Source organism: Variovorax sp. TLI9-5A, from assembly GCF_056867935.1.
The window spans coordinates 2,012,564-2,036,345 of sequence record NZ_CP200310.1 but is presented as its reverse complement, the minus strand read 5'-3'; the positions used below and the strand labels follow the sequence as shown (position 1 = coordinate 2,036,345).

Sequence of the window (23,782 nt, the reverse complement as noted above, 5' to 3'; positions counted from 1 at the left end):
GCAGCGGGCAGGCTTTGGCTCAAGACCGCAGGCTGGCCGTGACCACCTTGCCGGGCGCGCAAAGACTGCTTCCTTCCGCGGCCTTCTGCACCGCGTCGCCTTCGATGTCCGCCACGGCGTAGATGGAGCCCTGTTCGGCGAAGGGGAAAGGCACGCTGTAGGTGCTCTGCAGCGCGTCGGACGCCACCGGCAGCAGTTGCTGCACGCGCGCCGGCATCGCCGGGCCGTTCTGGTCGAGCTTCACGTCGAGCATGGAGCCGATGCTCAGCCGCTTCGCCACCCGCGCGGGGAACACCGCCACCACGCCCAGACGGCGGCAGTCGGTGACGCGCACCAGCGAGGCCCCGGCGGTGACGTAGGCACCTTCGGGCGCCAGCACGGTGTGGACCTGGCCCGGCTGGGTCGCCTTGACCTCGTAGGCTGAAAGCTTCTCCACCCGCTGGCGCTCCTCGTTTTCGAGCGCCGTCACCTGCTTGAGCTGCGAGAGGATGGCGGCGCCGTCCTGCTGGGCCCGGTTGACGCTGTTGCGCAGCACCTCGCGCCGGCTTTCCAGCGTCTGGAAGATGCTGTTGCCGCCGGTACCCACGAAGGCGCCCTGCCCCGCGCTGGCCACCGTCTGGGCCTGGCCGGCGAAGGCCTGCTCCGCCACCGCCGCATTGGCGCGCGCCGTGTTCAGCTGGGCCTCGGCCGCATTCATCACCTGCTCGCTGATCGCGCCCTGTTCGAGCAGTGCCCTGTTGACCCGGACCTTGTTCTCCTGCTCTTCCACGACGCTGTGCGCGACGTCCCGCTGGCGCTGCGCGATCTGCCACGCATCCCAGGCCTGCGCGAGCGAAGCCTCGCGATGGACGTTGGCCTCGTGCCCGACGAACTTCAACTCCTGGTTGTCGGCCTTGAAGTGATTGCCCAGCTGCGAGAGCTGGCTCTGCAGCGCGAGACGCTGCGAGCTCAGCGTGGTCAGGATCTCCTGGTTGATGGTCGGATTGCGCACCGTGGCCACGACGGTGCCCGGCTCGACCGTGTCGCGCGCATGCACCACCATCTGCGTGACCACGCCGTTGATCGGCGAAGTGATCAGCCCCACCGGTGCCTGCAGCACCGCCCGGGTGGCCTGCGAGGACAGCAGCGGCTGGACCAGCGTGGCGACCATCAGCCACAGCACGAATGCCAGCAGGCCATAGGCGGCGAGCTTGGGCACGAAGGCGCCGTGCTGGCGGAACCGGCCACGCGGACCGGAGAGCCGGCGCCCCACGGCGCGGCCCGCGCCCGGCGGGCGTCGGGAAGGAAGAACTGACCGGAGTTTCGAAGCACGCATGACCACCCCTTTGCGACGGACGTGCGCCAAGTTGGAACACCGGGCGCACGTCCATTGGTTGAAGAGACTCAGGCACCGCGCTCGCGAACATCACGGCCATGGAGATCCAGATCCGCGCCGTCCGTATTGCTGCAGTGCAATATCAAGGTACGGCGGAACTCCGTTTTTGGCTGCTTCGGAGCGAAACAAAGTGTGCAAAGTTCACATTTCGACCACAGCGAGGTCTGGCAAAAGTCCTACATCGCCACGGGATGAGGCGCGAGCGGCAACGAAGCGGCATGGCCGTTAGGGAGGGCCGGAGTCGGCGCACTGCGTCAGAGGGAAGCGCGGAAATCGCGACGCCGATGCGCTCCGATGGGAGTGCGGAGGGCGAGGTCGAAGCGGCTGGATATTCGGTAACGTTACTGACGGTTCTGTCCAATCATGAACGGCCCCTGACGCCATCGCTGCTCCGGAATCGTTCGCAGCGAAGTGAACTCGTCCGACATGGGCGCGCGCGGCCGAGGCACAGATTGAGTTCTTTCTGGAGGCCGCCATGTCCGGACCAGAGCTGAAGAAACTCATCGTCCTGGCCGCAACCTGCCTGGCTGCGGCTCAGGCAACGGCACAGCAGGCGCCGCTTCCGCTTCCTGCGGAAATCGACGCGACCAAGCCCAAGGGCGAAGGCAATTCGAGCAAGGCCGCCGACGCAGCAAGGCTGGAAGCCATCTACCGCGCCGCCCTGAAAAAATGCGACGACCTGAAGGGCGCAGCCGAGAGATCCGCCTGCGCGGCACAAGCCGAGGCGGACAAGGCCAGAGGCGGCGCGAACAGCGATGCGTCTCTTCCAGACAAACCGGTCGCGCCGGTCATCGCACCGAACGACCAGCCCCCGACCAGGAGCACCAGGTGAACAGTTCCCCTGGCGCATGGGTCACCGGCCTCGCGTCAGCACGCACTGACGGCCGCATCGCCCAGCGTCCTATCGACGCATCCGTGGTGCTTTCTAGTCTGGACCTCATGCGCCGGACAACCCGAGCCGGGTGAGCTGCCAGCCTGATCGGCAACCCGATCCCTCCTCCCCGGTTCCATCCTGTGTACAACGAGCGCCGGCGTTCCAAGGAGATGGACATGAAGAAACTCGTCTACAGCTGTATTGCCGCATCCTGTCTCACGGTGCTTTCGGCCCATGCGCAGATGAACGCGCCCACGGCACCTGCTGCCGATCCCGCAGTTGCCGAGCTGAAGGCCGGCCGCGACAAGATCGCCGCCGACTACAAGGCCGACCGTGCAGCCTGCGATGCGATGAAGGACAACGCCAAGGACGTCTGCGTGGAAGAGGCCAAGGGCAAGGAAAAGATCGCCAAGGCCGAACTCGACCAGAAGGTCAGGCCCAGCGACAGCGGCGCCCGCAAGCTGGCGGAAGCCAGGGTCGAGGTGGCCTACAGCATCGCCAAGGAAAAGTGCGACGACCAGAAGGGCGATGCCAAGTCCGCTTGCATGAAGCAGGCCAAGGCGCAAGAGGACAAGGGCAAGGCCGACATCAAGGCCATGAAGAAGTAAGGCCCGCAGAGCAGCGACAGAAACTCTGCCGGTCATGAAGGAAGAGCAGCGACCGGAGAGTGCCGAACGCGAAGACCGCCGCGTCTTCGCGTGGGGCATCGTGGCGGCGGTGATCGTGCTGCTTGGCGCGCTCGCGTACTTCCATGTGCTCCAGAAGCGCTTCGAGGTTCCGGTGGAACTGCCGGCCACGCCTACCGCACCGACCGCGCCCGGGGAATCAGCTCCGGGGGCTCCTCGGGGCAGATAGAGCGTTGCGCGGCCAGTGACACCACCGGCTTTGCGGTGCTTGTCCTGCACATCGGCTCCGGCAGGGGACCAGACCCGTACATGCGTGCGGTCGAAACGTATGACATCTCGTATGGCACCTGAGCGCCCGCACTCGCTTCACCCACCGCCGGCCGCAAACCGCGGCTGCCCATCTCACTCTTCAGGAAAAGGATTCCCAAATGCGAAAGATCAACGATGTGATGACCCGCGAAGTCGAGGTCATCAGCCCCGACGCAACCATCGCCGAGGCCGCGCAGCGCATGCGCGACGGCGACTTCGGAATGATGCCGGTGGGCGAGAACGACCGCATGGTCGGCGCGATCTCCGACCGGGACATCGCCATTCGCGGCGTGGCCGAGGGATACGACGGAAAGGCCAAGGTGCGGGACGTGATGTCGGACGGCATCCGCTGGGCCTACGAAGACGACGTGGTCGACCACGCGGCGCAGATCATGGCCGAACACCAGATCAGGCGCCTTCCTATCGTCAACCGCGACAAGCGGCTCGTGGGCATCCTCGCTCTCGCCGACGTGGCGGTGAAGGAGCGCAAGACCAAGCCGGCCACCGAAGCGCTCTGCGGCATCTCCCAGCCAGTGCCGGCCTGACCGCTCCTGCACAACAGCCAGTCCAGCGCAAGGCGCTGCTTCGATGACTTCTCCGACGACGACGAAGTCCGCTCTGGTTGTCGGCGCCGTGATGCTCTGCGCCGGATCGATCGCACCGTGAACACCGCTGCAAGGGATTCGCCAGGGATTGCAAGCGGTGAGCACGTCGACTCGACAAGGCGCCCAGCCCAAGGTCTCCATCAGTGCCGTCGGCGCCCGGCCGTGCCCGGGAATACCCTCTGACGCCCTCTCCGTCTCCTTGCCTACATTTCTTGCATGCAAGAAATGGCATTGCTTGCATGCAAAACCTAGACAAGACAGATAGACAGACAGGAGACGTCCCTCATGCCCCGCTTCGCCAAGTCGCTTTTCGGTCAGGTGGTCATCGCGCTGGTGCTCGGCGTGCTCGCGGGGCTCCTGGCTCCCGAGTACGCCGTCAAGCTCAAGCCGCTCGGTGACGGTTTCATCAAGCTGATCAAGATGATCATCCCGGTGCTGGTGTTCTGCGTGGTGGTGCATGGCATCGCCGGCGCGGGAGATCTCCGCCGCGTGGGCCGGGTGGGCGTGAAGTCGCTCATCTACTTCGAGGTGCTGACGACCATCGCGCTGGCCATGGGCCTGGTGCTGGCCTTCGTGTTCCAGCCGGGCACGGGCATGAACGTCGATCCGTCCAAGCTTGACCCGGCCGCGATGAGCGCCTATGCCTCGAACGCCGACAAGCTCACGAGCGGCGGCACGGTCGAGTTCCTGATGAAGCTCATTCCGACGACGGTGGTGAACGCCTTCGCCACCGGCGACGTGCTGCAGGTGCTGCTGTTCGCGGTGCTCTTCGGCTGCGCGCTCACGCTGCTGGGCGAGCGCGGCAAGCCGGTGGCGGCGGTGATCGACGCAACGTCGCTGGTGCTCTTCAAGATCATGGGCATCATCATCAAGCTGGCGCCGCTGGGCGTGCTGGGCGCCATCGCGTTCACGGTGGGGCAGTACGGCATCGGCTCGCTCAAGCAGCTGGGCATGCTGGTGGCCCTCTTCTACGGCGCGGTGCTGGTCTTCGTGTTCGTGGTGCTGGGGCTGGTGATGCGCATGTCGGGCTTCAGCCTGATCAAGCTGCTGCGCTACCTGCGCGAGGAACTCACCATCGTCTTTGCGACCACCTCGTCGGACAGCGTGCTGCCGCAGGTCATGGCCAAGCTGCGCCGCATGGGCATCCGCGATTCGACAGTGGGCCTGGTGATTCCCACCGGCTACTCGTTCAACCTCGACGCCTTCTCGATCTACATCACGCTGGCGGCCGTGTTCATCGCGCAGGCCACCAACACGCCGATCTCGATGGCCGACCTGCTGACCATTCTGGCGATCGCGCTGGTCACCTCCAAGGGCGCGCACGGCGTGCCGGGCTCGGCCATCGTGGTGCTGGCGGCCACGCTGCACGCGATTCCGGCAATTCCCGCCATCGGCCTGGTGCTGGTGCTGTCGGTCGACTGGTTCATGGGCATTGCCCGCGCGCTGGGCAACCTGATCGGCAACTGCGTGGCAACCGTGGCCATCGCCGCCTGGGAAGGCGACATCGACCGCGAACGCGCCCATGCGGTGCTCGACGGCAACTATTCGCCCGACGACGAGCCGCTGGCTGAAGCAGAGGTGGCGCCCGTGGTAAATACCGCGAGCCACTGAAAAAAGAGACAACGAGAAAGACCAGGACCACCGACATGCCCGCCCCCGACGTCAGCCCCACCGTCATCGCCGAACGCGTCGTCGAGGCCATCCTCGCGCAGAAGCTCGCGCCGGGCGAGCGGCTCGGCGAGCAAGCGCTGGCGGAGAACTTCTCGGTGAGCCGCACCATGGTGCGCGAGGCGCTGATGCAGCTGCAAGCGCGCGGTTTTGTCGAAGTGCAATCGCGCCGCGGCTGGTACGTGGTGGAGCCTTCGGCCGAAGAGGCACGAGACGCCTTCTCGGCCCGGCGCATCGTCGAGGCCGGCATCCTGGAGGCCAGCGAAGGCCGGCCGCTCGCGAAGGTGATCCGCAAGCTGCGCGACCACATCGCCGACGAGCAGCGCGCCATCGAAGGCGCCGACGCGGCCACCCGCGCCTTCCTGCTGGCCGATTTCCACGTCTGCCTCGCCGAGCAGATGGGGCACCAGTTGCTGGTCGACGTGCTGCGCGACCTTACGGCGCGCACCACCCTGGCGGCCACGCTCTATCAGTCGAAGCACGAGGCCGGGCAGTCCTGTGCGGAGCACGGGGCGATCGTCGCAGCGCTCGAGGCCGGGGATACGGCCGGGGCGCGGCGGCTGATGCTGGAGCACATCGGCAATGTCGAGCGGGCGCTGGAGGTGGATGCTGCGGCGGAGCCGGATGCGACCAGCAGGCTGAGGGTTACGCTGGCGCCGGTGGCGTTGCCGCGGGCGCGACGGTGAGTCGCGGGGGCTTGCGCCTCGCAATGCGGGTGCAGTTGATACCGCCGCTTGGCGTGCAGTGATCCGTGAGCCGCCAGGCAATGCGCGTTCGATGATTCGTCGCTCCATGGGAGCAGCAATCAGATCCACGCTCGCCGAAGAGATTCGGTGGTGATGGCCTGGGCTTCCGCTAAACGCAATTGGACATCGGGTCTCTATTGCCTGACGCAGGCCCTATGTGCCCCGACGGTATCGACAAACTTCACATCCGAACCGAGTCTCGCGCCTGGGGGCTACTCGCATAAGTCGATGCCAGGCGGGTTGATGGTGGAGACTACCTACACATCAGAGCCGAAGTCGTACATCGGCGGCACCTGACCCGACAGGCTCTCGCACAGAGCGCGGAGGCAAGCAGGCTTATCTTCGACATCGTCCAAAGATGCTGACTTTGAGACCACGTAGTCCACAACTGTTCGAATTGGCCGGACGACAAGATGAGCCCGATGGCTTCGAGCCCCCTCTGCTTGCTCACTGGACCAAACCGATCAAAGTCTGCCTTCATTGCATGGAAGAGTCCGGAACGACAGTTCTCTTCGTTTATATAAAACTCATCCAGATCGTCATCGCTCATCGTCAAAAAAAGGCAACCCAACTCAGACATGTATCTGAGCGAGAATTTTCTTTTTTCATCAGGGTCGAATTTCAGTAGGCAGCATCGCTGAAAATTAAATCTTCAGTCAAATTTCAACCCTGAAATGCCACTTTAAAAGAAATACCATCCTTCATAATTTGAAGATCGGAAATCGCACGCACAGGGCCTTCATGATCCACGGGAACCACAAAAAATCCCAAGCCTGCAATATTCAACTCCATCTTATCAATCGCAGAAAATTGCTGAGATTCAACAAGCATTTCATACTCTAAAAATATACTCTTATATTTTTCAAATAGACTGCTTGGTGAAAATTTTCCTCTACATACCTCATTCTCCAGCGACTCGATCGACACCACCCCCAAGTTGGTGAAACTAGAATCCAAGAGATCAAAAATCATTTCTTTAAAAGACATGATATTTGACTCCAAGCGCGAAATAAGATGTTGAAGATTTTTTGCCATTAAACCCCTCGACCCCATTCGGATGCACAGTTCTCGCAGATTCTGGAATTTTTCTGTTGAACCGGAGATCACATTGAAATTGGAATTTTTATTTGATCTGAATTTCCAGGGACTTCGATGCCGGTAGATTGCTGCAACCGTGTTGCGTTGAAAAATGATTCTCTTATCTGAGTTGACGCCGTGCACGGGAAGCAGTTTTGGAGCAGCAAAGTTTCTGGTGGGTTAGCTTTTTTCGCCCACCTCTAGCCGTGCATTCGTGCATTCGTGCATTCGGCGGGAGAAATCAATCAAGTTTTCCATCTTCGAAATGCATGTGTTCTTGCGCTGCGCTCGAGAACTTTCCTATAAACTCTGACGTTGAATCCCTATCCGATTTGATTTTGAAATTACCACTTTCAATCGCCCAATCATAAACCGAAATACCTAGTGGATATTTGGTTAAAACTCCAGTCAATTGATGGTTTTCTATCCAGCCCAAAGCATCTTCTTTGCTCGCGAATACTGCCGAAGGAAACTTTGCATTAGCTCCATTGAAAATCTAAACTTCCTTAATGTCAGTCATTCACATTCCTCAGGTAAATTTCCATATCGATGCCATCGCTGGATTTTATCGACAGAAGATCTTAATTTAGGTTTGTTGTTTTGAATAAAATCCCGCTGCACAGCGGTCAACTCTTCGGATCGATTAATCGGCTTTCCATTTTGGCCGATCCGAATGTTCAAACCTCCCTCGTCTCTCAAATGAAAATGAGCAGGCGCATGATCACCGCTTCAAAAATAGTGCTCCAAACGTAGTACGCCATCTTGCGCAATGACTTTTTCAGGCAACTTCGGTTCAGTAGAACTTTTTTTGCTTTGACGTGATGTTTGGATTTTTTGATCATTTCGGGCTAGGCCGAGCGGATCCACCCATTGACAGGGGTTTGGCGCATATTGGTAAATATTATTCCCGCCATCAAGCCCGATCGGGTCTCGACTAAGGTATCTAGCGCTGAAGGGGTCGTAGTAACGGTAACGGTTGTAATGCATCCCCGTCTCTTCATCCCAATACTGCCCCTGGAACCGAATCGGATTCCGAAACCCCGCTTCCCTCCCCGTCTCACTGATGCCTGCCTAGCTTCCCCCAAGCCCTGGAGCTCGCCGACCACGCCACGCGCCCCTCATGATCCGTCAGCTCCTGCGGCGTGCCCAGATGGTCACACTGGTAGAGGGCGACCTCTTCCTTGAAGAATAGCGCAGACGTTCGGCTTTGTTCTCCGTTTCATAGCAGGTCTTGCTCGATGCTGTAGCACCCGCCGTTATTGGCCATCAACGCCTTCACATCCGTGATCTCGCTCAATCTGACGGCTTGGCTGATGCTGCGGGGAAACTGATTTGTGCACTCGATCTTTGATTTGTAATGCCGCCGACTTGTCCAGCCTTTGCCAATCTCAGCAGACGGCCAATTTATTCCAGCAAATTTGGCGCGTGCCATTTCTTATTGATCTTGCCAGCCATGAAATCGGAACGCTCCTGGCAAAGCGACTACTCACAGGCAGAAATACCAACACTGACTGCCGCACCTTTTTTCTTAACTCATCATTGGATTCGAAATCCAATATCCCCGAGAATTCATAACATTTTCCGTTTGAATTAATTTTGCCTCCCACCTTTAATGCGAAACACCTCCTTCAAACTCACTTCGTCATTTACATCCCCGTCCTCGTAGCACTTTACGCCCCCTCCGCCCAACGCTTTTTGAAATAAATCATACAACCCCATTGATCTGAAGTTCACCTCCAACCATACGGACAAATTGCCTTCCAAAGTCAACTTGACGTCATATTGAGCCACAGACTGCAGCAATTGGTCTTTTAGATAAATCTCCCGCCCTTCAACTTTAATGCAAGCCTCACTGGACTTCAGCGAACCTATGACACACTGCATCAAATATGAATCATCAAACACCAACCTATATTCATAGCTCATGATCCATGCGGCCTTCCTCGAACAAATGGCAAATCAATAGGATTGCGAATCCCAATATGTGTCTCCTTGGGATCCAGCGAAACAATTCCGCGATCATTTAATTGATTTCCGACGGAATCTTCCTTGTGGACATGCGCATTATTTCCCGATTTATACGGGCAAACGCATTTGTTTCCATATTTATGAATCCGAACTTCGGACCCATCCGCATGCGTCCAAGTTTCATTAACACCGTTGTCTTTCTTTTTGGAAAAGCCCGAACTATTCAGCGTCGACCCAACATTCAGCACGCTTAACCCCTTCATCCGAGGCAAATCAGATGCAGCCGAAAGTCCCAATGGGTCAACCCATTCAATCGCGTTGCTTGCGTACTCGAATACATTGATGCCGCCAGCTAGCCCGATCGGATCCTTTGATGCGAAGCGCCCCGTCTGCGGGTCGTAGTACCGATACCGGTTGTAGTGCAGCCCCGTCTCTTCATCCCAATACTGACCTTGGAAGCGAATCGGATTCCTGAAGCCGGCCTTTCGTCCCACCTCACTGATCGCCTGCTTCGCCTCTCCCCAAGCCTTGTAGCTCGCAGACCACGCCACACGCCCCGCATGATCCGTCAGCTCTTGCGGCGTGCCCAGATGGTCGCACTGGTAGAAGGCGACCTCTTCCCTGGCGAACGGCACAGGCGTTCGACTTTGTTCACCGTTCCATAGCGGATCAAGTTCGATGTCGTAGCGACCACCGTTGTCGGCCATCAGTGCCTTCACATCTGTCGTCCGGCTCAACACGACTGCCTGCGCCTGCCGGATCTGTACCAGCGGCACGAACGACCCGGGTTCATGGATGTAGTGAACGCTGTCACCACGCCACGCGTGCTCCCGCCAACCCTCTGTGCTTTGTGTGCTCTCGAAGGCCAGCGTGTCCCCGTCCCAGCCGAACAAGGTGCAGGCGTGCCTCGTGCGCTTAACGATGCGCCGGCCCAGCGGGTCGTAGCTGAAGCTCGTGGTTTCGCCGAAGGTCTCGGCGCTGCGCATGCGGTTGTAGCCGTCCCAGGTGAACACCGTCTTTTCGCCGTTGCGGCTGCGCTCGATGAGGTTGCCGCGCTCGTCCCACTTGTAGCGGGTGCCGGCGTAGTCCTTCAGGAGGTTGTCCATCAGCTTGCCGACCGAGCCGCGACCGTCAGCGCCCGCGCGAACGGCGACGCGATGGGTGATGCGGCCTGCCGGCTCCGCTGTGCCTTCCGCTTCTGAAGAAGGGTTGCCGATGTTCCCTGCCGGATCGAACGCGAACGTCTCCCGCCCCAAGCGGCTGTTGGCTTCGAGCAGTCGCCCTACCGGGTCATAGCGATAGCTGAGGTTGCCGCGCCGGCTGTCGCCGATGGCGATCAGCTGGCCGGCCTTGTCGTATTGGTAGCTGCGGCGAATGCCGGTGGCTCCGAGGGCGCCGCGCCTGGTCTGGGAGATCTGCTGCTCCAGCAATCGGCCGGCCAGGTCGTAGTTCTGTTTCTGCATGAGCCCGTTTCCCTGCTCGCGCGCAATCTCGCGGTGCAGGTCGTCGCGCTCGAAGCCCAGGATGTCTTGCCCGTCGACGAGCAATCCGTGCACGTGGCCAGAGCCATAGGTGAGCCATCGAGTGACGTGACCGTCTGGGCGGATGGTCGCGATGCGCTGGTTGAGTTCGTCGTAGCCGTGCTGCCAGACCGCGGTGCGGGCGCCCTCCAGGTAGTGCTGGTGCTCGCGCGTCAGGTTGCCCCCGAGGTCGTAGAACCATTGCAGCTTGGCGTCGCTGTTGCCGGCCTCGACCAATCGGCCGTTCCGGTCGTAGGCAAAGCTCTCGGCATCGCCGCCGGCGCTGCGCTCGGTCAGGCGGCCGATAGGGTCGAATTGCAGCAGCATGGTGTGTTCGCCCTCGACCACTTCCGACAGCACGCCCGTGGATTCGTCATAGCGGTACCGTGTGGTCTTGCGGTCGAAGCCGGTTTCTTCCAGCAACCGGCCCACGGGGTCGTAGCGGAAGTCGTAGCGGCTGCCGTTCTCGTTGTGCAGTTCGCTCAAGCGTCCCAGCAGGTCCCAGCGGTATTTGAGCGTGTGCCCTGCCGCATCGGTGCGCCTGGACACGAGACCGGAGCGCGTGTAGTCATAGCTCGTCCTGCGCCCCAGCGCATCGGTGTGCGCAAGCAGGCGTCCCTCGGCGTCGTGCACGAAATGCTCGCTGCTGTTGTCCGGCAGGGTGATTTCCTCGAGTCGGCCTGGACGGTTGGCGTTCGCTGCGGCGGTGGCCTGCCCCGGTTCGTCCGCCGTCGTGTAGCGATACCGCGTGCTCTGGCCCATGGCATCGGTCGCCTTGACCAGGCGTCCCTGCTCGTCGTATTCCCACCGCGTGGTCTTGCCCGAGCAATCGGTGTGGCTGGCAAGTTGACCAGCATGCGTGTAAGTCAGCAACTTGATGCCGCCCTTCGCATCGGTGATGCGCACGGGCCGGCCGGCCTTGTCGTAGGCGTATTCGGTCTTGTGCCCCAGGGGGTCGATCTCTTCGACGAGGTTGCCGTCGGCGTCGTAGTCGCGCTTCCAGACACCGCCCTCGGCGTCGCGCAGGCCCGTCATGCGTCCGCGCTTGTCGTGCGCAAAGTGCACCTGAGTGCCATCGGCCCGCGTGTGGGTCCGCAGGTTGCCGTCGACGTCGTAGCTGAAGTCGTCGGTGCTGCCGTCGGTGTGGACATGGCGGGTGATGTTCTTCGCTTCATCGCGAAAGAACCACTCCTGGCGCTTGTCGGGATGGATGATCCGGTAGGTGTAGCCGAGGATGTCGTAGTAGTACCAAGTCTCGCCACCGAGCGCGTCGGTCGCATAGGTCAACCGGATGTTCCTGTCCCACTCCAGCCTGAGGGCAAAGCTTCCGTCGTCGCTCCATTCGCGCACCGCCTTGGCATCGACACCGGTGCCGTCGTATTCAAGGTTCATGCCCCGGCCCGTACGGTCGGTGTATCGCGTCACGAGGTGGTGGCTGTAGCTGTAGCTCCAGCTCTCGCCGTTTTCGTCCTGCGCCGACACGAGGTCGCCTTCGGCGTCGTGCACATAGGCGGCGAGCTGGCGCACGACCTGACCGCCCTTGATCTCCCACAGGCTGGTGATCAGTCCGCTTCGCGCATCGGGGCGGGTGCCCACATGGGCAATCGTGAGATCGCCTTGCTTGCTGATGATGTCGCTCAAGACCTGTTCGCCCGTCGTTGCGATCACATGGTCGTAACGCAGGCCGATGCTGGCTTCCTTGCCGGCATGCAACGCAACGAGACGAAAGTGCTGCCTGCCTTGCGTAGAGACCTTGCGAGCCGCGGTATCCACGAGTTCGTAGACCTCGCGCCAGTCGCTGGCCTCGCCGGCCGACACGGCCTTGCCGAAATCCACGGTCAACAGCGTCTCGCTCAGCCGCGTGAGCGTCGCTTCTTCGATGGCATCGCGGTAGCTCTGGCCTACGGCCAGCGGCGGGTAGGCATGGCTGCGGCCGTCCGCGCCGTGGTAGATCAGGCTGAGCTCGCCGGCCCGCGGACCTTGAGCCGGCGTGGCGATGTCCACGCGAGTGCTGTAGGGCGTGAGCCATCTTGCGCCGAGGCTGCCCTCGTCGAAAGCGCCAAGATTGCTGCGGTAGGTGCGTGCCCAGGTGATGGGCAACGGCGCAACCAGCGCGAAGTCGACATGGGTGAAGCTTTCGCAGCCGGTCGCCAGGCTGATGGCGAACTTGCTTGAAGAGGGAACCTGTGCGCCGGAAAGCGGACAGTTCTTGCAACCGGGATCACCCTTGACGGGCGCCTGCACGCGGAGGTGCTCGACCTGGGTGTCGGGCCTGCTTCTTCTTGCTTCGGCACCTGCACCTGGCGGCACCATGGCCGCACGCGGGCTCTTCTTCTGCGCCATGGCCGACAGCAGCTGGCGCAGCAGCCACATGATGCTGCCCTGCAGTTCCTGGTTGGCGAGGTCCGCCAGTTGCCTGCGGAAGTCCGCCTTCAGGGCACCCAGGCTATCGATCACCTCGTTGACCCTGGCCCTGACGCTTTCGGGCAGATAGGCGGCGGCCTTCCTGGCGGCGTAGTTGGCGGCGCGCTTGGCCGTGCCTTCGGAATACTTCACCGCCCGGCGCCACATGCCGCTCCACGTGCTTTGGGTCTTGGGGTCGTAGTCGTTGGTTTCCGCCGCGTCCGGCTTGGCGACGGTGAAGAGGTCCTGGCCGCCGAGCACGCGCTGAAGGATGCCGATCAGGTTGTCCAGGATGCTGTCGGAGAGCCTCGCGCAATCTTCCAGAATGCCCGAGAGCCTTGCGATGGCCCCATCGATGAAGGTTTCCAGCTCACCGACGATGGATGCATTCAGGTGCCCCACGAGCATGGTGACGATGGTCCCGCCGAGGTTCCTGGCCCCATGCAGGAGCTCCTGCTTGACCAGATGCAGCGTGGGTCGCAGGCTCATGCGCGCTGCGGCCATGGTGGGCGGTGCAGGAATCAGGCCGATGAGATTGATGCCCAGGCTGGCCCAGTTCAGGAACCTGGTGACGGCATCGGTCGACTTCTTCTCGAGGATGGTGACGATGTCGAGAAACACATCCACCAGCGCCATGATGTTGCCCACGATGGGGATGCTGCCCAGCACCATGGTCAGCCGCTCGAGCGTGACATAGCCGCCGGTGAAAGACCGTAGCCATTCGTCCACCACCTTGCTCGCGGCGGCGATGTCTTCCTTGGCGATAGTGTTCAGCGGGGCGACGGCCGTCTGAGGCTCGCGCTCGGCAATCGATGTCGGTGCGGGCAGGCCTTGATGTGTGCCCGATGGTGGCCGCTGCGGCGTGCCTGGTCCCATTGTCCAGTCTCCCTGACTGCGTCTGTTGATGTCGTGAAAATCAATTGGGAAAGAAAAGAGGCTCGGCCGCGCCTGCGCGGAACCGGCTGTGCAATCGGGCTGCCGGCTTGCGGAGTTACGGCGCCTCTGCCGACGGGATCGGAATCCGGACGTGCAGCACCATTGCCGAATCAATGCATGCAGACACGACAAAGATCCAGGGGCAATTCGTTCTGCACGAATAGCAATTGCAAATTGAGCTCACGCTCACCTCCCTCTCTTATTTCTTGCAGACAATCCTAGAACTCAAGCCGAGGCGAATGCGGACATCTGAAATAAACGAGCGGGCTTTGGTGCGATTTATCTCGATATTCCCGACGCAAGAAAGCAGATCCTTGATCGATCGAGTGAGCCGCAGCCGGCGAATGACGCTTGCCATCGCCACGCTCGGCTACAGTCCGAGACACTTATGAACTCACCCCAACTCCAGCGCGGCGTGTTCCTCGCCCTTCTCGCCGCCGTGACCGTCGCCTTCCTCTGGGTGCTGATGCCGTTCTTCGGCGCGGTGCTGTGGGGCGTGGCGCTGGCGATCCTGTTCACCCCGCTCTACAAGCGGCTGCTGAAGAAGATGCGCGGCAAGCCCAATGCGGCGGCGCTGTCCACGCTGGCGATCTGCCTGTTCATCGTGATCCTGCCGCTGGCCATGGTGGGGGTGTCGCTGGTGCAGGAGATCGCGCTGGTCACGCAGAACATCCGTTCGGGCCAGATCAACTTCGCGGCCTACTTCCAGCAGATCCTCGATGCCTCGCCGCAGTGGCTGCTGAACCTGGTCGAGCGCTTCAACCTCGGCGACATGGCGGCCTGGCAGGCGCGCATCTCGGCCGCCGCCGGGCAGGCGAGCCAGATCATCGCGAGCCAGGCGCTGGCCATCGGCCAGAACACATTCGACTTCATCGTCAGCTTCTTCGTGATGCTGTACCTGCTTTACTTCCTGGTGCGCGACGGCTCGACGCTGTCGAAGACGATGCGCGACGCAGTGCCGCTGGCCAAGCCACACACGCACTACCTGCTCAACAAGTTCACCACCGTGATCCGCGCCACCGTGAAGGGAAACGTGGCGGTGGCGGTCGCCCAGGGCACGATCGGCGGCCTGGCCTTCTGGTTCCTCGGCGTGCAGGGCGCGCTGCTGTGGGCGGTGCTGATGGCTTTCCTGTCGCTGCTGCCGGCCGTGGGCGCGGCGCTGATCTGGGGGCCGGTGGCCATCTACTTCCTGGCCACGGGGCATTTCTGGCAGGGCGGCGTGCTGATCTTCGTGGGCGTGTTCGTGATCGGCCTGGTCGACAACATCCTGCGCCCGGTGCTGGTGGGCAAGGACACGCAGATGCCCGACTACATCGTGCTGATGTCGACCATCGGCGGCATGGCGATCTTCGGCATCAACGGCTTCGTGATCGGGCCGGTGATCGCGGCGCTGTTCATGGCTGCATGGGGCCTTTTTGCCGACTCCGGCCATGTGGGCGCGGGGCACGAGCAGGCCGAGGACGCACAGCCCAGACAAGTCGCCAAGGACGAAAAGGCCGGCTGAAGCCCGCGCCGTCCGCTCCCCGCCGCGCGCATTTCGCGCGCGCATTCCGCATTCCGTCGCATGAGGCTGGGCGCCGCGCCCGGCCTGCGGGATCGTCGGGCCTCCATCCACCAACGAGGCCCGTCATGCACCCCAGCTTTCTCCGCTTCCGCCCCGCCGTGCGCGCCCTGTGCGCGGCCGCGATCCTGGCGCCCCTGGGCGCCCTCGCCGCCGACCTGAGCCTGAGCGTCGCCGACGGCCCGGCCGCCGACGCCACCCTCTACGTCGCGGTGTACGGCGACGCCGCCAGCTACACCGACGGCAAGCCGGTGGCCTCGCAGACCGCGCCGATGCGCGAAGGCAAGGCCCGCCTGGTGTTCACGGGGCTGGCGCCCGGCCGCTACGCGCTGCGCGTGTTCGCCGACGAGAACGGCAACGGCAAGCTCGACACCAACCTCATGGGCATGCCCACCGAGCGCTACGGCTTCTCGAACGACGCCAAGGGCAACCGAGCCGCGCCGGGCTTCGATGCGGCGGCGATCAGCGTCGATGCCGACATGCAGACCGTCATCCACCTGCACTGAGAAGAAAAGGAGAGCCGCCATGGAACGACGCGAACTCCTGCGCCTGCTGGCTTCGGCCGGCGCCCTGCCCTTGCTGGCGCCGCTGGCGCGCGCGGCCGGCGCCAGCGACGACTGGCAAGCCCAGTTCGAAGCCTCCAGCGCCCCCTGGAAGACCGGCTTCGCCACGCCCCCGAACGACTTCCCGCTCACCTGTGCCACGGTGAGGGGGCGCTTCCCCGACGCCGTCGCCGGCACGCTGTTTCGCATCGGCCCGGCCGGCCACGACCTGGGCGGCGAGCGCTACCACCACTGGTTCGACGGCGACGGCATGGTGCACCGCTTCGTGATCGAGGGCACCGACGTGCGGCACCAGGGCCGCTATGTCGCCACGCCCAAGCGCGTGGCCGAGACGAAGGCCGGCCGCCGCCTGTTCGAGGCCTTCGGCACCATGCCGCCGGGCGTGGAGCCCCCGACCTCGGCCGACAGCATCAACGTTGCCAACACCAGCGTGCTGCCGATGCGAGGCGAGGTGCTGGCCCTGTGGGAAGGCGGCTCGGCCACGCGCGTCGATGCGAGCACGCTGGACACGCTGGGCGTGAAGACCTGGCGCGCCGACCTCGCGGGCATGCCGTTCTCGGCCCACCCCAAGATCGACCCGGACGGCACGGTGTGGAACTTCGGCGTCAGTTCCGGCCAGGGCCTGCTGGCGCTGTACGAGATAGCACCCGAAGGCACGCTGCGGCGCGCGGCCGTGGTGCCGGTGGCCGACATGCCGATGGTCCACGACTTCGCCGTGACCGGGCGGCACCTGGTGTTCCTGCTGCCGCCGCTGGTCTACGACGGCAAGCGCAAGACGGACGGCACGAGTTTTCTCGACGCTCACGTCTGGCGGCCCGAGCTCGGCATGCGCGCGCTGGTGGTCGACAAGCAGAACTGGGAGCGCCGCCAGATGCTCGCGCTGCCGGCCGGCTTCCTGTTCCACGTCGGCAACGCCTGGGAGGAAGACACGCCGCGCGGCACGCAGATCCACATCGACTACGTGCGCTCGGAGAACTCCGATTCGGTGTTCATCAGCAATCGCGAAGTGATGCGCGCCCGCCGCGTGAAGACCACCGAGCCGCACCTGACTGTCGCCACGCTGAACCTTTCCACCGGGCGGGCCACGCAGACGGCGCTGGCACAGGAGGCCGAATTCCCGCGCATCGATCCGCGCAGAGTCGGCCTGCGGCATCGCCAGGTGGTGCACGCCACGCAGATCCGGCGCGACCTGCCCGGCTTCGGCGCGATCGCGCGCACCGACGTCGAAACCGGCCGCAGCCAGCGCTTCAGCTATGGCGCGCAGACCATGGTGGAAGAGCACGTCTTCGTGCCCGACGGCTCCAGGCCCGGCTGGGTGCTGGGCACGGCCTTCGACTTCGGGCGGCAGAAGACGGTGCTCTCGTGCTTCGCGGCCGACAATCTCGCGGCAGGCCCGGTGGCGCAGGCCACGCTGCCCTATGCCCTGCCGCTGGGGCTGCACGGCGCCTTCGTGGCGGCCTGAGGCCTCGGGAAGGAGGCGCTCAGGCCTCCCACCATCCTTCGCCGAAGCGCCCCTGCAGGAAAGCCACGAAGCCCGACACCTTGCCCGGCACCAGCTTGGGCGAGGGGAAGACGGCGTGGATCTCCTGCTCGGGCAGCGCATGGTCGCCCAGCACCTCGCGCACCTTGCCGGCCGCCAGCGAATCGCTGGCCACGTAGCGCGGCATGAGCGCAATGCCGAGGCCGTCGCGCGCCGCCGCCAGCACGGCCGAGAGGTTGTTCGAGCGGAAGCGGCCCGACACGGGGACCGTGACTGGCTCGCCCTTGGGCGTATGCATGCGCCAGAACTCGTCGCCCACCACGCTGCTGTAGATCAGCGCCACGTGCGCGCTCAGGTCCTGCGCGCGCTTCGGCGTGCCATGCTTCTTCAGGTAGGCGGGCGAGGCGACCATCGCCCACGGGTTGACGCCCAGGTAGCGCGCGCCCAGTGACGAATCGGCCAGCTTGCCCATGCGGATGGCCACGTCGATGCCCTGCGCGATCAGGTCCACGTAGCGGTCCTCGAAGCTCAGGTCGAGCTGCACCTGCGGATGCCGGCTCATGTATTCGAGCGCCAGCGGCACCACCACGCGCCGCCCGAAGGCCACCGAGGTGCCCACGCGCAACAGCCCCTGCGCCTGGGTCTGCCGCAGCTGCACGATGCTGTCGGCCTCCTCGGCCTCGCGCACGATGGTCTTGCACTTCTCGTAGTAGAGCGCGCCCGGCTCGGTGAGGCTCACGCCGCGCGTGTTGCGGTTGAGCAGCCGCACCTTCAGCCGCTCCTCGGTGGCGGCGATCTGCTTGGTCACCGTGGGCTGCGTGGTGTTGAACTCGCGCGCGGCCTTCGAGAAGCTGCCCGTCTCGACCACGCGAACGAACATTTCCATTGCAAGCAATCTGTCCATGGGCCGGATGGTAGTCACTTATTCCAGCGTGGAATAGGTTTTATGGTCCGCAGCCGTCTTCTTGGAATCCGCCCGGATTCCTACAGTGAGCCCATCCCAAAGGAGACTTCACAATGGCAAAGATGACAGCGGTCCAGGCCGCGGTTCTGGTGATGGAGAAGGAAGGCGTGACGCAGGCCTTCGGCGTGCCGGGCGCGGCGATCAACCCGATGTATTCGGCGCTGCGCCAGCGCGGCAGCATCGCGCACATCCTGGCGCGCCATGTCGAAGGCGCCTCGCACATGGCCGAGGGCTACACCCGCGCGGTGGCCGGCAACATCGGCGTGTGCATCGGCACCTCGGGCCCGGCGGGCACGGACATGATCACCGGCCTGTACTCGGCCTGGGCCGACTCGATCCCGATCCTCTGCATCACCGGCCAGGCGCCGCGCGCGCGGCTCTACAAGGAAGACTTCCAGGCGGTGGACATCGAGTCGATCTCCAAGCCCGTCACCAAGTGGTCGGTCACTGTGCGCGAGCCGGGCCAGGTGCCGCAGGTGTTCCAGCAGGCCTTCCACCTGATGCGCTCGGGCCGCCCGGGCCCGGTGCTGATCGACCTGCCCTTCGACGTGCAGATGGCGCAGATCGAGTTCGACATCGACAGCTACGAGCCGCTCAAGCCCTACAAGCCGGCCGCCACGCGTGCCCAGATCGAGAAGGCCATCGGCATGCTCAACGCGGCCGAGCGCCCGCTGATCGTGGCCGGCGGCGGCGTCATCAACGCCGATGCATCCGACCTGCTGGTGCGCTTTGCCGAAGCGACCGGCGTGCCGGTGATTCCCACGCTCATGGGCTGGGGCTCCATTCCGGACAACCACCCGCTCATGGCCGGCATGTGCGGCCTGCAGACCAGCCACCGCTACGGCAACGCCACGATGCTGGCCAGCGACTTCGTGCTGGGCATCGGCAACCGCTGGGCCAACCGCCACACGGGCTCGGTCGACGTCTACACCAAGGGCCGGACCTTCGTGCACGTAGACATCGAACCCACGCAGATCGGCCGCGTCTTCACGCCCGATTTCGGCATCGTGTCCGACGCCAAGGCCGCGCTGGAGCTCTTCGTGGAGGTCGCCGAGGAAATGAAGGCTGCGGGCCGCCTGACTGATCGCCGCGACTGGGCCAAGGCGTGCATCGAGCGCAAGAAAACGATGCTGCGCAAGACCAACTTCGACGAAGTGCCGATGAAGCCGCAGCGCGTGTACCAGTGCATGAACAACAACTTCGGCAACGACACCTGCTACGTGAGCACCATCGGGCTCTCGCAGATCGCGGCCGCGCAGTTCCTGCACGTGTACAACCCGCGCCACTGGATCAACTGCGGCCAGGCCGGCCCGCTGGGCTGGACCATTCCCGCCGCGCTGGGCGTGCGCGCCGCCGACCCCGCGCGCAAGATCGTCGCGCTGTCGGGCGACTACGACTTCCAGTTCATGATCGAGGAGCTGGCCGTGGGCGCGCAGTTCAAGCTGCCGTACATCCACATCGTGGTCAACAACTCCTACCTCGGCCTGATCCGCCAGGCGCAGCGCGGCTTCGAGATGGACTACTGCGTGCAGCTCGCGTTCGACAACATCAACGCGGCGCCCGACGCGGGCATCGAGAGCAGCTACGGCGTGGACCACATGAAGGTGGTCGAGGGCCTGGGCTGCAAGGCGATCCGCGTGAACCGCCAGGAAGAGATCGCGCCGGCCATCCGCCGCGCGGAGGCGCTGATGGCCGAGTTCAGCGTGCCGGTGGTGATCGAGGTGATGCTGGAGCGCGTGACCAACATCGCGATGGGCACCGAGATCGACAACATCACCGAGTTCGAGCCGCTGGCCGAGACGCCGGCCGACGCGCCGACCGCGGTTGCCGCGCTGCTCGACTGAAAAGAAGGAAGAGAAAAGACATGCCCAAGTTCGCAGCCAACCTCACGATGCTCTTCACCGAGCTGCCCTTCATGCAGCGCTTCGAGGCCGCCGCCAAGGCCGGCTTCAAGGGGGTGGAGTACCTCTTCCCCTATCCCTTCGAGAAGAAGGAACTCGCCGCCGCCCTGCGCGCCAACGGCCTGGAGCAGGTACTGCACAACCTGCCGGCCGGCGACTGGGACAAGGGCGAGCGCGGCATCGCCTGCCATCCCGACCGCACGGGCGAGTTCGCCGAAGGCATCGGCGTGGCGATCGACTACGCGACCGCGCTGGGTTGCCCGCAGGTCAATTGCCTCGTGGGCAAGGTGCCCGCGGGCGTCGACAGGGACGCGGCGCACAAGACGGTGGTAGCCAACCTGCGCCTCGCCGCGCGCGAGCTCGAAGCGGCAGGCCTGCGCCTGCTGATCGAGCCCATCAACACCTTCGACATTCCGGGCTTCTTCCTCACGCGCACCGACCAGGCGCTGGCGCTTGTCGACGAAGTCGGCTCGTCCAACCTGCGGGTGCAGTACGACATCTACCACGCGCAGCGCATGGAAGGCGAGCTGGGGAACACGCTCTCGAAGAACCTGGCGCGCATCGGCCACATCCAGCTGGCCGACAACCCGGGGCGCGGCGAGCCGGGCACGGGCGAGATCAACTACCCGTGGCTCTTCAGGCACATCGACTCGCTGGGCTACGACGGCTGGATCGGCTGCGAATACAAGCCCCGCGCCACCACGGTCGAGGGCTTCGGATGGCGGCATGCGCTCACGCAGCAATGAAATGAATGACTGACATCGGACAAGGAACAAGAGACATGACGACCCAGCAACAGAAGATCGGATTCATCGGCCTCGGCATCATGGGCGCCCCCATGGCGGGCCACCTGCTCGAGGCGGGCTACCAGCTGTTCGTGAACACGCACGGCAACACGCCCGAGCCCTTCGTGTCGAAGGCCACCATCTGCGCCTCGGCGGCCGAAGTGACGCGCCAGGCCGACGTGGTCTTCATCATGGTGCCGGACACGCCCGACGTGGAGAAGGTGCTGTTCGGCGCGCCCGGTACCGAAGGCGTGGCCGACGGCCTGAAGGGCTCCAGCGGCAAGATCGTGGTGGACTGCAGCTCCATCGACCCGATCGCCACCAAGGACTTCGCGCGCCGCATCACCGCGCTGGGCGCCGGCTACATCGACGCGCCGGTCTCCGGCGGCGAGGTGGGCGCCAAGGCCGCCAGCCTCACGATCATGTGCGGCGGCGACGAAGGCACCTTCGGCCGCGTGAAGCCGCTGCTCGACAGGATGGGCAAGAACGTCACGCTCGTGGGCGGCGCCGGCGACGGCCAGGTCTGCAAGGTGGCCAACCAGATCATCGTGGCGCTGAACATCGCTGCCGTGGGCGAGGCGCTGGTGTTCGCCTCGAAGGCGGGCGCCGACCCGGCCAAGGTGCGCCAGGCGCTGATGGGCGGCTTCGCCAGCTCGCGCATCCTCGAAGTGCATGGCGAGCGGATGATCAAGCGCACCTTCGCGCCGGGCTTCCGCATCGCACTGCACCAGAAGGACCTGAACCTCGCGATGCAGAGCGCCCGTTCGCTGGGCGTGTCGCTGCCGCAGACGGCCGGCGCGGCGCAGCTCATGAACGCCTGCGCGGCACTGGGCTACGGCCAGCTCGACCACTCGGCACTGGTGCGCGCGCTCGAGGCACTGGCGCAGCACACGGTAACCCCGGACTGACCAGGCACTCCCCCAGGCTTCGCGCACTTCGTGTCGCTTCGCCAACCCCCTCGCCGGGGGCAACACCTGCGGCCCGGCAAAGCCGGTTCCGCGGTGTTCCTGGAAAGAATCAGGTTTTTGCGGCTTCCAGCGACTCCTTGAGGTTGCGCCGGCGCCATGCCCAGGTCTTCACGGCCTGCGGCAGGATGCCCAGGCACGAGGCGTAGTACGTCACCTTGAAGCCCCAGAAGCGCGGCCCGATGGGCGTGTTGCGGAACAGGTCGCCGGCCAGGATGGACAGCAGCGCTTCCTGCATGCGCCAGATGTTGCGCGGGTTCATGAACAGGCGCCGGATGGCCGGCGATGTGATGCGGTAGATGAACCACGAGAACATCTTCGGTCCGTGCTTCATCACCTTCTCATAGTGCCGGAAGGCCTTTTCGGCCTCCTTCATCTCGCCCTTGAGCCAATGGTCGGCGCAGGTCGCGGCCTCGAAGCCGCTGTTCATCGCCAGGTACACGCCCGAGGAGAACATCGGATCGACGAAGGCGTAGGCATCCCCCACCATCATGAAGCGGTCGCCGCGGCAGAAGGCCGAGTCGTAGGCGTAGTTGCCGGTGGAGGTGGCGCCTTCCATCAGCGTGGCGTTCTTCAGCCGGTCGGCGAGCTTGGGCGCGAGCGCGATGGTTTCCATCAGGAATTCCTCGAGCGAGCCCTTGCGGCGCTTGAAGTAGGCGGGAGAAGCCACCGCGCCGACGCTCACCGCGCCGTCCTTCAGCGGGATGTACCAGAACCAGCCGTGGTCGAACCAGAACAGCGTGATGTTGCCCTCGAAGCGGCCCGGCCGCCGCTCGGCGTTGGCGAAGTGGCCGAACAGCGCCGCGCTGGCGTGCTTGCGGTTGCGCCGCTTGGCGTCGAACTGGTTCGACAGCAGGGTGTCGCGTCCGCTGGCGTCGATCACGAAGCGCGGGCGCCAGGTGGTCTCGGTGCCGTCGTCGCCCTTGACCTTCACCAGAGGCCTGTTGTCGGGCGTCCCCTTGCCGGCATCCATGTCCACGCCGGTGACGCGCTGCCCCTCGAAAGTGCGCGCGCCGCGGTTGCCGGCGTGGCGGAACAGCAGTTCGTCGAACTCCGAGCGGCGCACGTGCACCGCATAGGGAAAGCTCTTGTCCATCGCCTCGGCGAAGTGGAACTGGCTGGAGTGGTCGTGCCAGGGCGAGACGAACTCGGCCCCGTGCTTGCGGATGCCGATGGCCTCGACCTCGGTGCGCACGCCCAGGCGGTCGAACAGCGGCATGTTCATCGGCAGCAGCGACTCGCCGATGTGAAAGCGCGGATGCTGCGCCTTCTCGATCAGCACCACGTCGTGCCCCTTGTCCGCGAGCAACGCGGCCACCGTGGAGCCCGACGGGCCGCCGCCGATGACGACGACGTCGGGATCGTTGCTGTTGAAAGGTCCGGATGCCATGCGTTCTTGCCCCTCTTGTCGTGGTGTTGTCGTTGTCGGCGATACCCCAGCCCGCCCCAGGCTGAA

22 protein-coding genes are annotated in these 23,782 nt (G+C 63.7%); 12 read left to right on the top strand and 10 right to left on the bottom strand.

Annotation, left to right across the window (positions count from 1 at the left end):
• Nucleotides 1-19 precede the first annotated feature (19 nt).
• Nucleotides 20-1,315 (bottom strand): HlyD family secretion protein, encoded by a 1,296-nt coding sequence (locus AC1VNX_RS09945; protein ID WP_483156551.1) that lies wholly within the window; start codon nt 1,313-1,315, stop codon nt 20-22.
• Between the two features lie 535 nt (nt 1,316-1,850).
• On the opposite strand from AC1VNX_RS09945, the gene AC1VNX_RS09940 reads away from it, so the two are divergent.
• From AC1VNX_RS09940 to AC1VNX_RS09915, 6 genes are all read left to right on the top strand, one after another.
• Entirely contained in the window at nt 1,851-2,207 is a 357-nt protein-coding gene (locus AC1VNX_RS09940; RefSeq protein ID WP_483156550.1) for a hypothetical protein, read from the top strand.
• A 218-nt stretch (nt 2,208-2,425) separates the two neighbouring features.
• Nucleotides 2,426-2,857: a hypothetical protein gene (locus AC1VNX_RS09935; protein ID WP_483156549.1), complete on the top strand. Its 432-nt coding sequence runs from the start codon at nt 2,426-2,428 to the stop codon at nt 2,855-2,857.
• A 34-nt stretch (nt 2,858-2,891) separates the two neighbouring features.
• On the top strand, nt 2,892-3,104 hold the full coding sequence (locus AC1VNX_RS09930) for a hypothetical protein (protein WP_483156548.1): 213 nt from the start codon (nt 2,892-2,894) through the stop codon (nt 3,102-3,104).
• A gap of 199 nt (nt 3,105-3,303) precedes the next feature.
• A complete protein-coding gene (locus tag AC1VNX_RS09925; RefSeq protein WP_483156547.1) occupies nt 3,304-3,729 on the top strand; it encodes a CBS domain-containing protein in 426 nt (141 codons plus the stop codon).
• A 345-nt stretch (nt 3,730-4,074) separates the two neighbouring features.
• Nucleotides 4,075-5,400 (top strand): C4-dicarboxylate transporter DctA, encoded by a 1,326-nt coding sequence (locus AC1VNX_RS09920; RefSeq protein ID WP_483156546.1) that lies wholly within the window; start codon nt 4,075-4,077, stop codon nt 5,398-5,400.
• Nucleotides 5,401-5,435: 35 nt separating this feature from the next.
• Nucleotides 5,436-6,143 (top strand): GntR family transcriptional regulator, encoded by a 708-nt coding sequence (locus AC1VNX_RS09915; RefSeq protein ID WP_007839027.1) that lies wholly within the window; start codon nt 5,436-5,438, stop codon nt 6,141-6,143.
• A 723-nt stretch (nt 6,144-6,866) separates the two neighbouring features.
• Here the strand turns inward: AC1VNX_RS09915 and AC1VNX_RS09910 are convergent.
• The 7 genes from AC1VNX_RS09910 to AC1VNX_RS09880 form a co-directional block, all read right to left on the bottom strand.
• Nucleotides 6,867-7,424, bottom strand: a complete 558-nt coding sequence (locus tag AC1VNX_RS09910) for a hypothetical protein (RefSeq protein ID WP_483156545.1) — start codon at nt 7,422-7,424, stop codon at nt 6,867-6,869.
• 97 nt (nt 7,425-7,521) lie between these two features.
• Nucleotides 7,522-7,776 (bottom strand): DUF7710 domain-containing protein, encoded by a 255-nt coding sequence (locus AC1VNX_RS09905; protein WP_483161922.1) that lies wholly within the window; start codon nt 7,774-7,776, stop codon nt 7,522-7,524.
• 233 nt (nt 7,777-8,009) lie between these two features.
• Complete coding sequence (locus AC1VNX_RS09900; protein ID WP_483156544.1) at nt 8,010-8,267, bottom strand: RHS repeat-associated core domain-containing protein; 258 nt, start codon at nt 8,265-8,267, stop codon at nt 8,010-8,012.
• Between the two features lie 70 nt (nt 8,268-8,337).
• Nucleotides 8,338-8,412: an RHS domain-containing protein gene (locus AC1VNX_RS09895; protein ID WP_483161921.1), complete on the bottom strand. Its 75-nt coding sequence runs from the start codon at nt 8,410-8,412 to the stop codon at nt 8,338-8,340.
• A gap of 87 nt (nt 8,413-8,499) precedes the next feature.
• On the bottom strand, nt 8,500-8,712 hold the full coding sequence (locus AC1VNX_RS09890; RefSeq protein WP_483156543.1) for a hypothetical protein: 213 nt from the start codon (nt 8,710-8,712) through the stop codon (nt 8,500-8,502).
• A gap of 158 nt (nt 8,713-8,870) precedes the next feature.
• The gene (locus tag AC1VNX_RS09885) at nt 8,871-9,206 is read right to left on the bottom strand and encodes a hypothetical protein (RefSeq protein ID WP_483156542.1); all 336 of its coding nucleotides are present in this window, start codon (nt 9,204-9,206) and stop codon (nt 8,871-8,873) included.
• Complete coding sequence (locus AC1VNX_RS09880) at nt 9,203-14,047, bottom strand: RHS repeat-associated core domain-containing protein (protein WP_483156541.1); 4,845 nt, start codon at nt 14,045-14,047, stop codon at nt 9,203-9,205. Before AC1VNX_RS09880 ends, AC1VNX_RS09885 begins: the two co-directional genes overlap by 4 nt.
• 448 nt (nt 14,048-14,495) lie before the next feature.
• Between AC1VNX_RS09880 and AC1VNX_RS09875 the strand changes: the two genes are divergently transcribed.
• From AC1VNX_RS09875 to AC1VNX_RS09865, 3 genes are all read left to right on the top strand, one after another.
• Nucleotides 14,496-15,611 (top strand): AI-2E family transporter, encoded by a 1,116-nt coding sequence (locus tag AC1VNX_RS09875; RefSeq protein ID WP_483156540.1) that lies wholly within the window; start codon nt 14,496-14,498, stop codon nt 15,609-15,611.
• 125 nt (nt 15,612-15,736) lie between these two features.
• The gene (locus AC1VNX_RS09870) at nt 15,737-16,174 is read left to right on the top strand and encodes a DUF2141 domain-containing protein (RefSeq protein WP_483156539.1); all 438 of its coding nucleotides are present in this window, start codon (nt 15,737-15,739) and stop codon (nt 16,172-16,174) included.
• Between the two features lie 19 nt (nt 16,175-16,193).
• Nucleotides 16,194-17,693: a carotenoid oxygenase family protein gene (locus tag AC1VNX_RS09865; RefSeq protein ID WP_483156538.1), complete on the top strand. Its 1,500-nt coding sequence runs from the start codon at nt 16,194-16,196 to the stop codon at nt 17,691-17,693.
• Between the two features lie 19 nt (nt 17,694-17,712).
• Here the strand turns inward: AC1VNX_RS09865 and AC1VNX_RS09860 are convergent, their stop codons facing one another.
• Entirely contained in the window at nt 17,713-18,615 is a 903-nt protein-coding gene (locus AC1VNX_RS09860) for a LysR family transcriptional regulator (protein WP_483156537.1), read from the bottom strand.
• Between the two features lie 113 nt (nt 18,616-18,728).
• Between AC1VNX_RS09860 and gcl the strand changes: the two genes are divergently transcribed.
• From gcl to AC1VNX_RS09845, 3 genes are read left to right on the top strand one after another with little or no spacing between them, the layout of a single operon-like run.
• Nucleotides 18,729-20,519: a glyoxylate carboligase gene (gcl, locus tag AC1VNX_RS09855; protein ID WP_483156536.1), complete on the top strand. Its 1,791-nt coding sequence runs from the start codon at nt 18,729-18,731 to the stop codon at nt 20,517-20,519.
• Between the two features lie 20 nt (nt 20,520-20,539).
• Nucleotides 20,540-21,322, top strand: coding sequence for a hydroxypyruvate isomerase (gene hyi / locus AC1VNX_RS09850; protein ID WP_483156535.1), 783 nt, complete (start codon nt 20,540-20,542; stop codon nt 21,320-21,322).
• Between the two features lie 35 nt (nt 21,323-21,357).
• Nucleotides 21,358-22,269, top strand: coding sequence for a 2-hydroxy-3-oxopropionate reductase (locus AC1VNX_RS09845; protein ID WP_301505133.1), 912 nt, complete (start codon nt 21,358-21,360; stop codon nt 22,267-22,269).
• A 109-nt stretch (nt 22,270-22,378) separates the two neighbouring features.
• Here the strand turns inward: AC1VNX_RS09845 and AC1VNX_RS09840 are convergent, their stop codons facing one another.
• Nucleotides 22,379-23,716: an NAD(P)/FAD-dependent oxidoreductase gene (locus tag AC1VNX_RS09840; RefSeq protein ID WP_483156534.1), complete on the bottom strand. Its 1,338-nt coding sequence runs from the start codon at nt 23,714-23,716 to the stop codon at nt 22,379-22,381.
• Nucleotides 23,717-23,782: the final 66 nt, after the last annotated feature.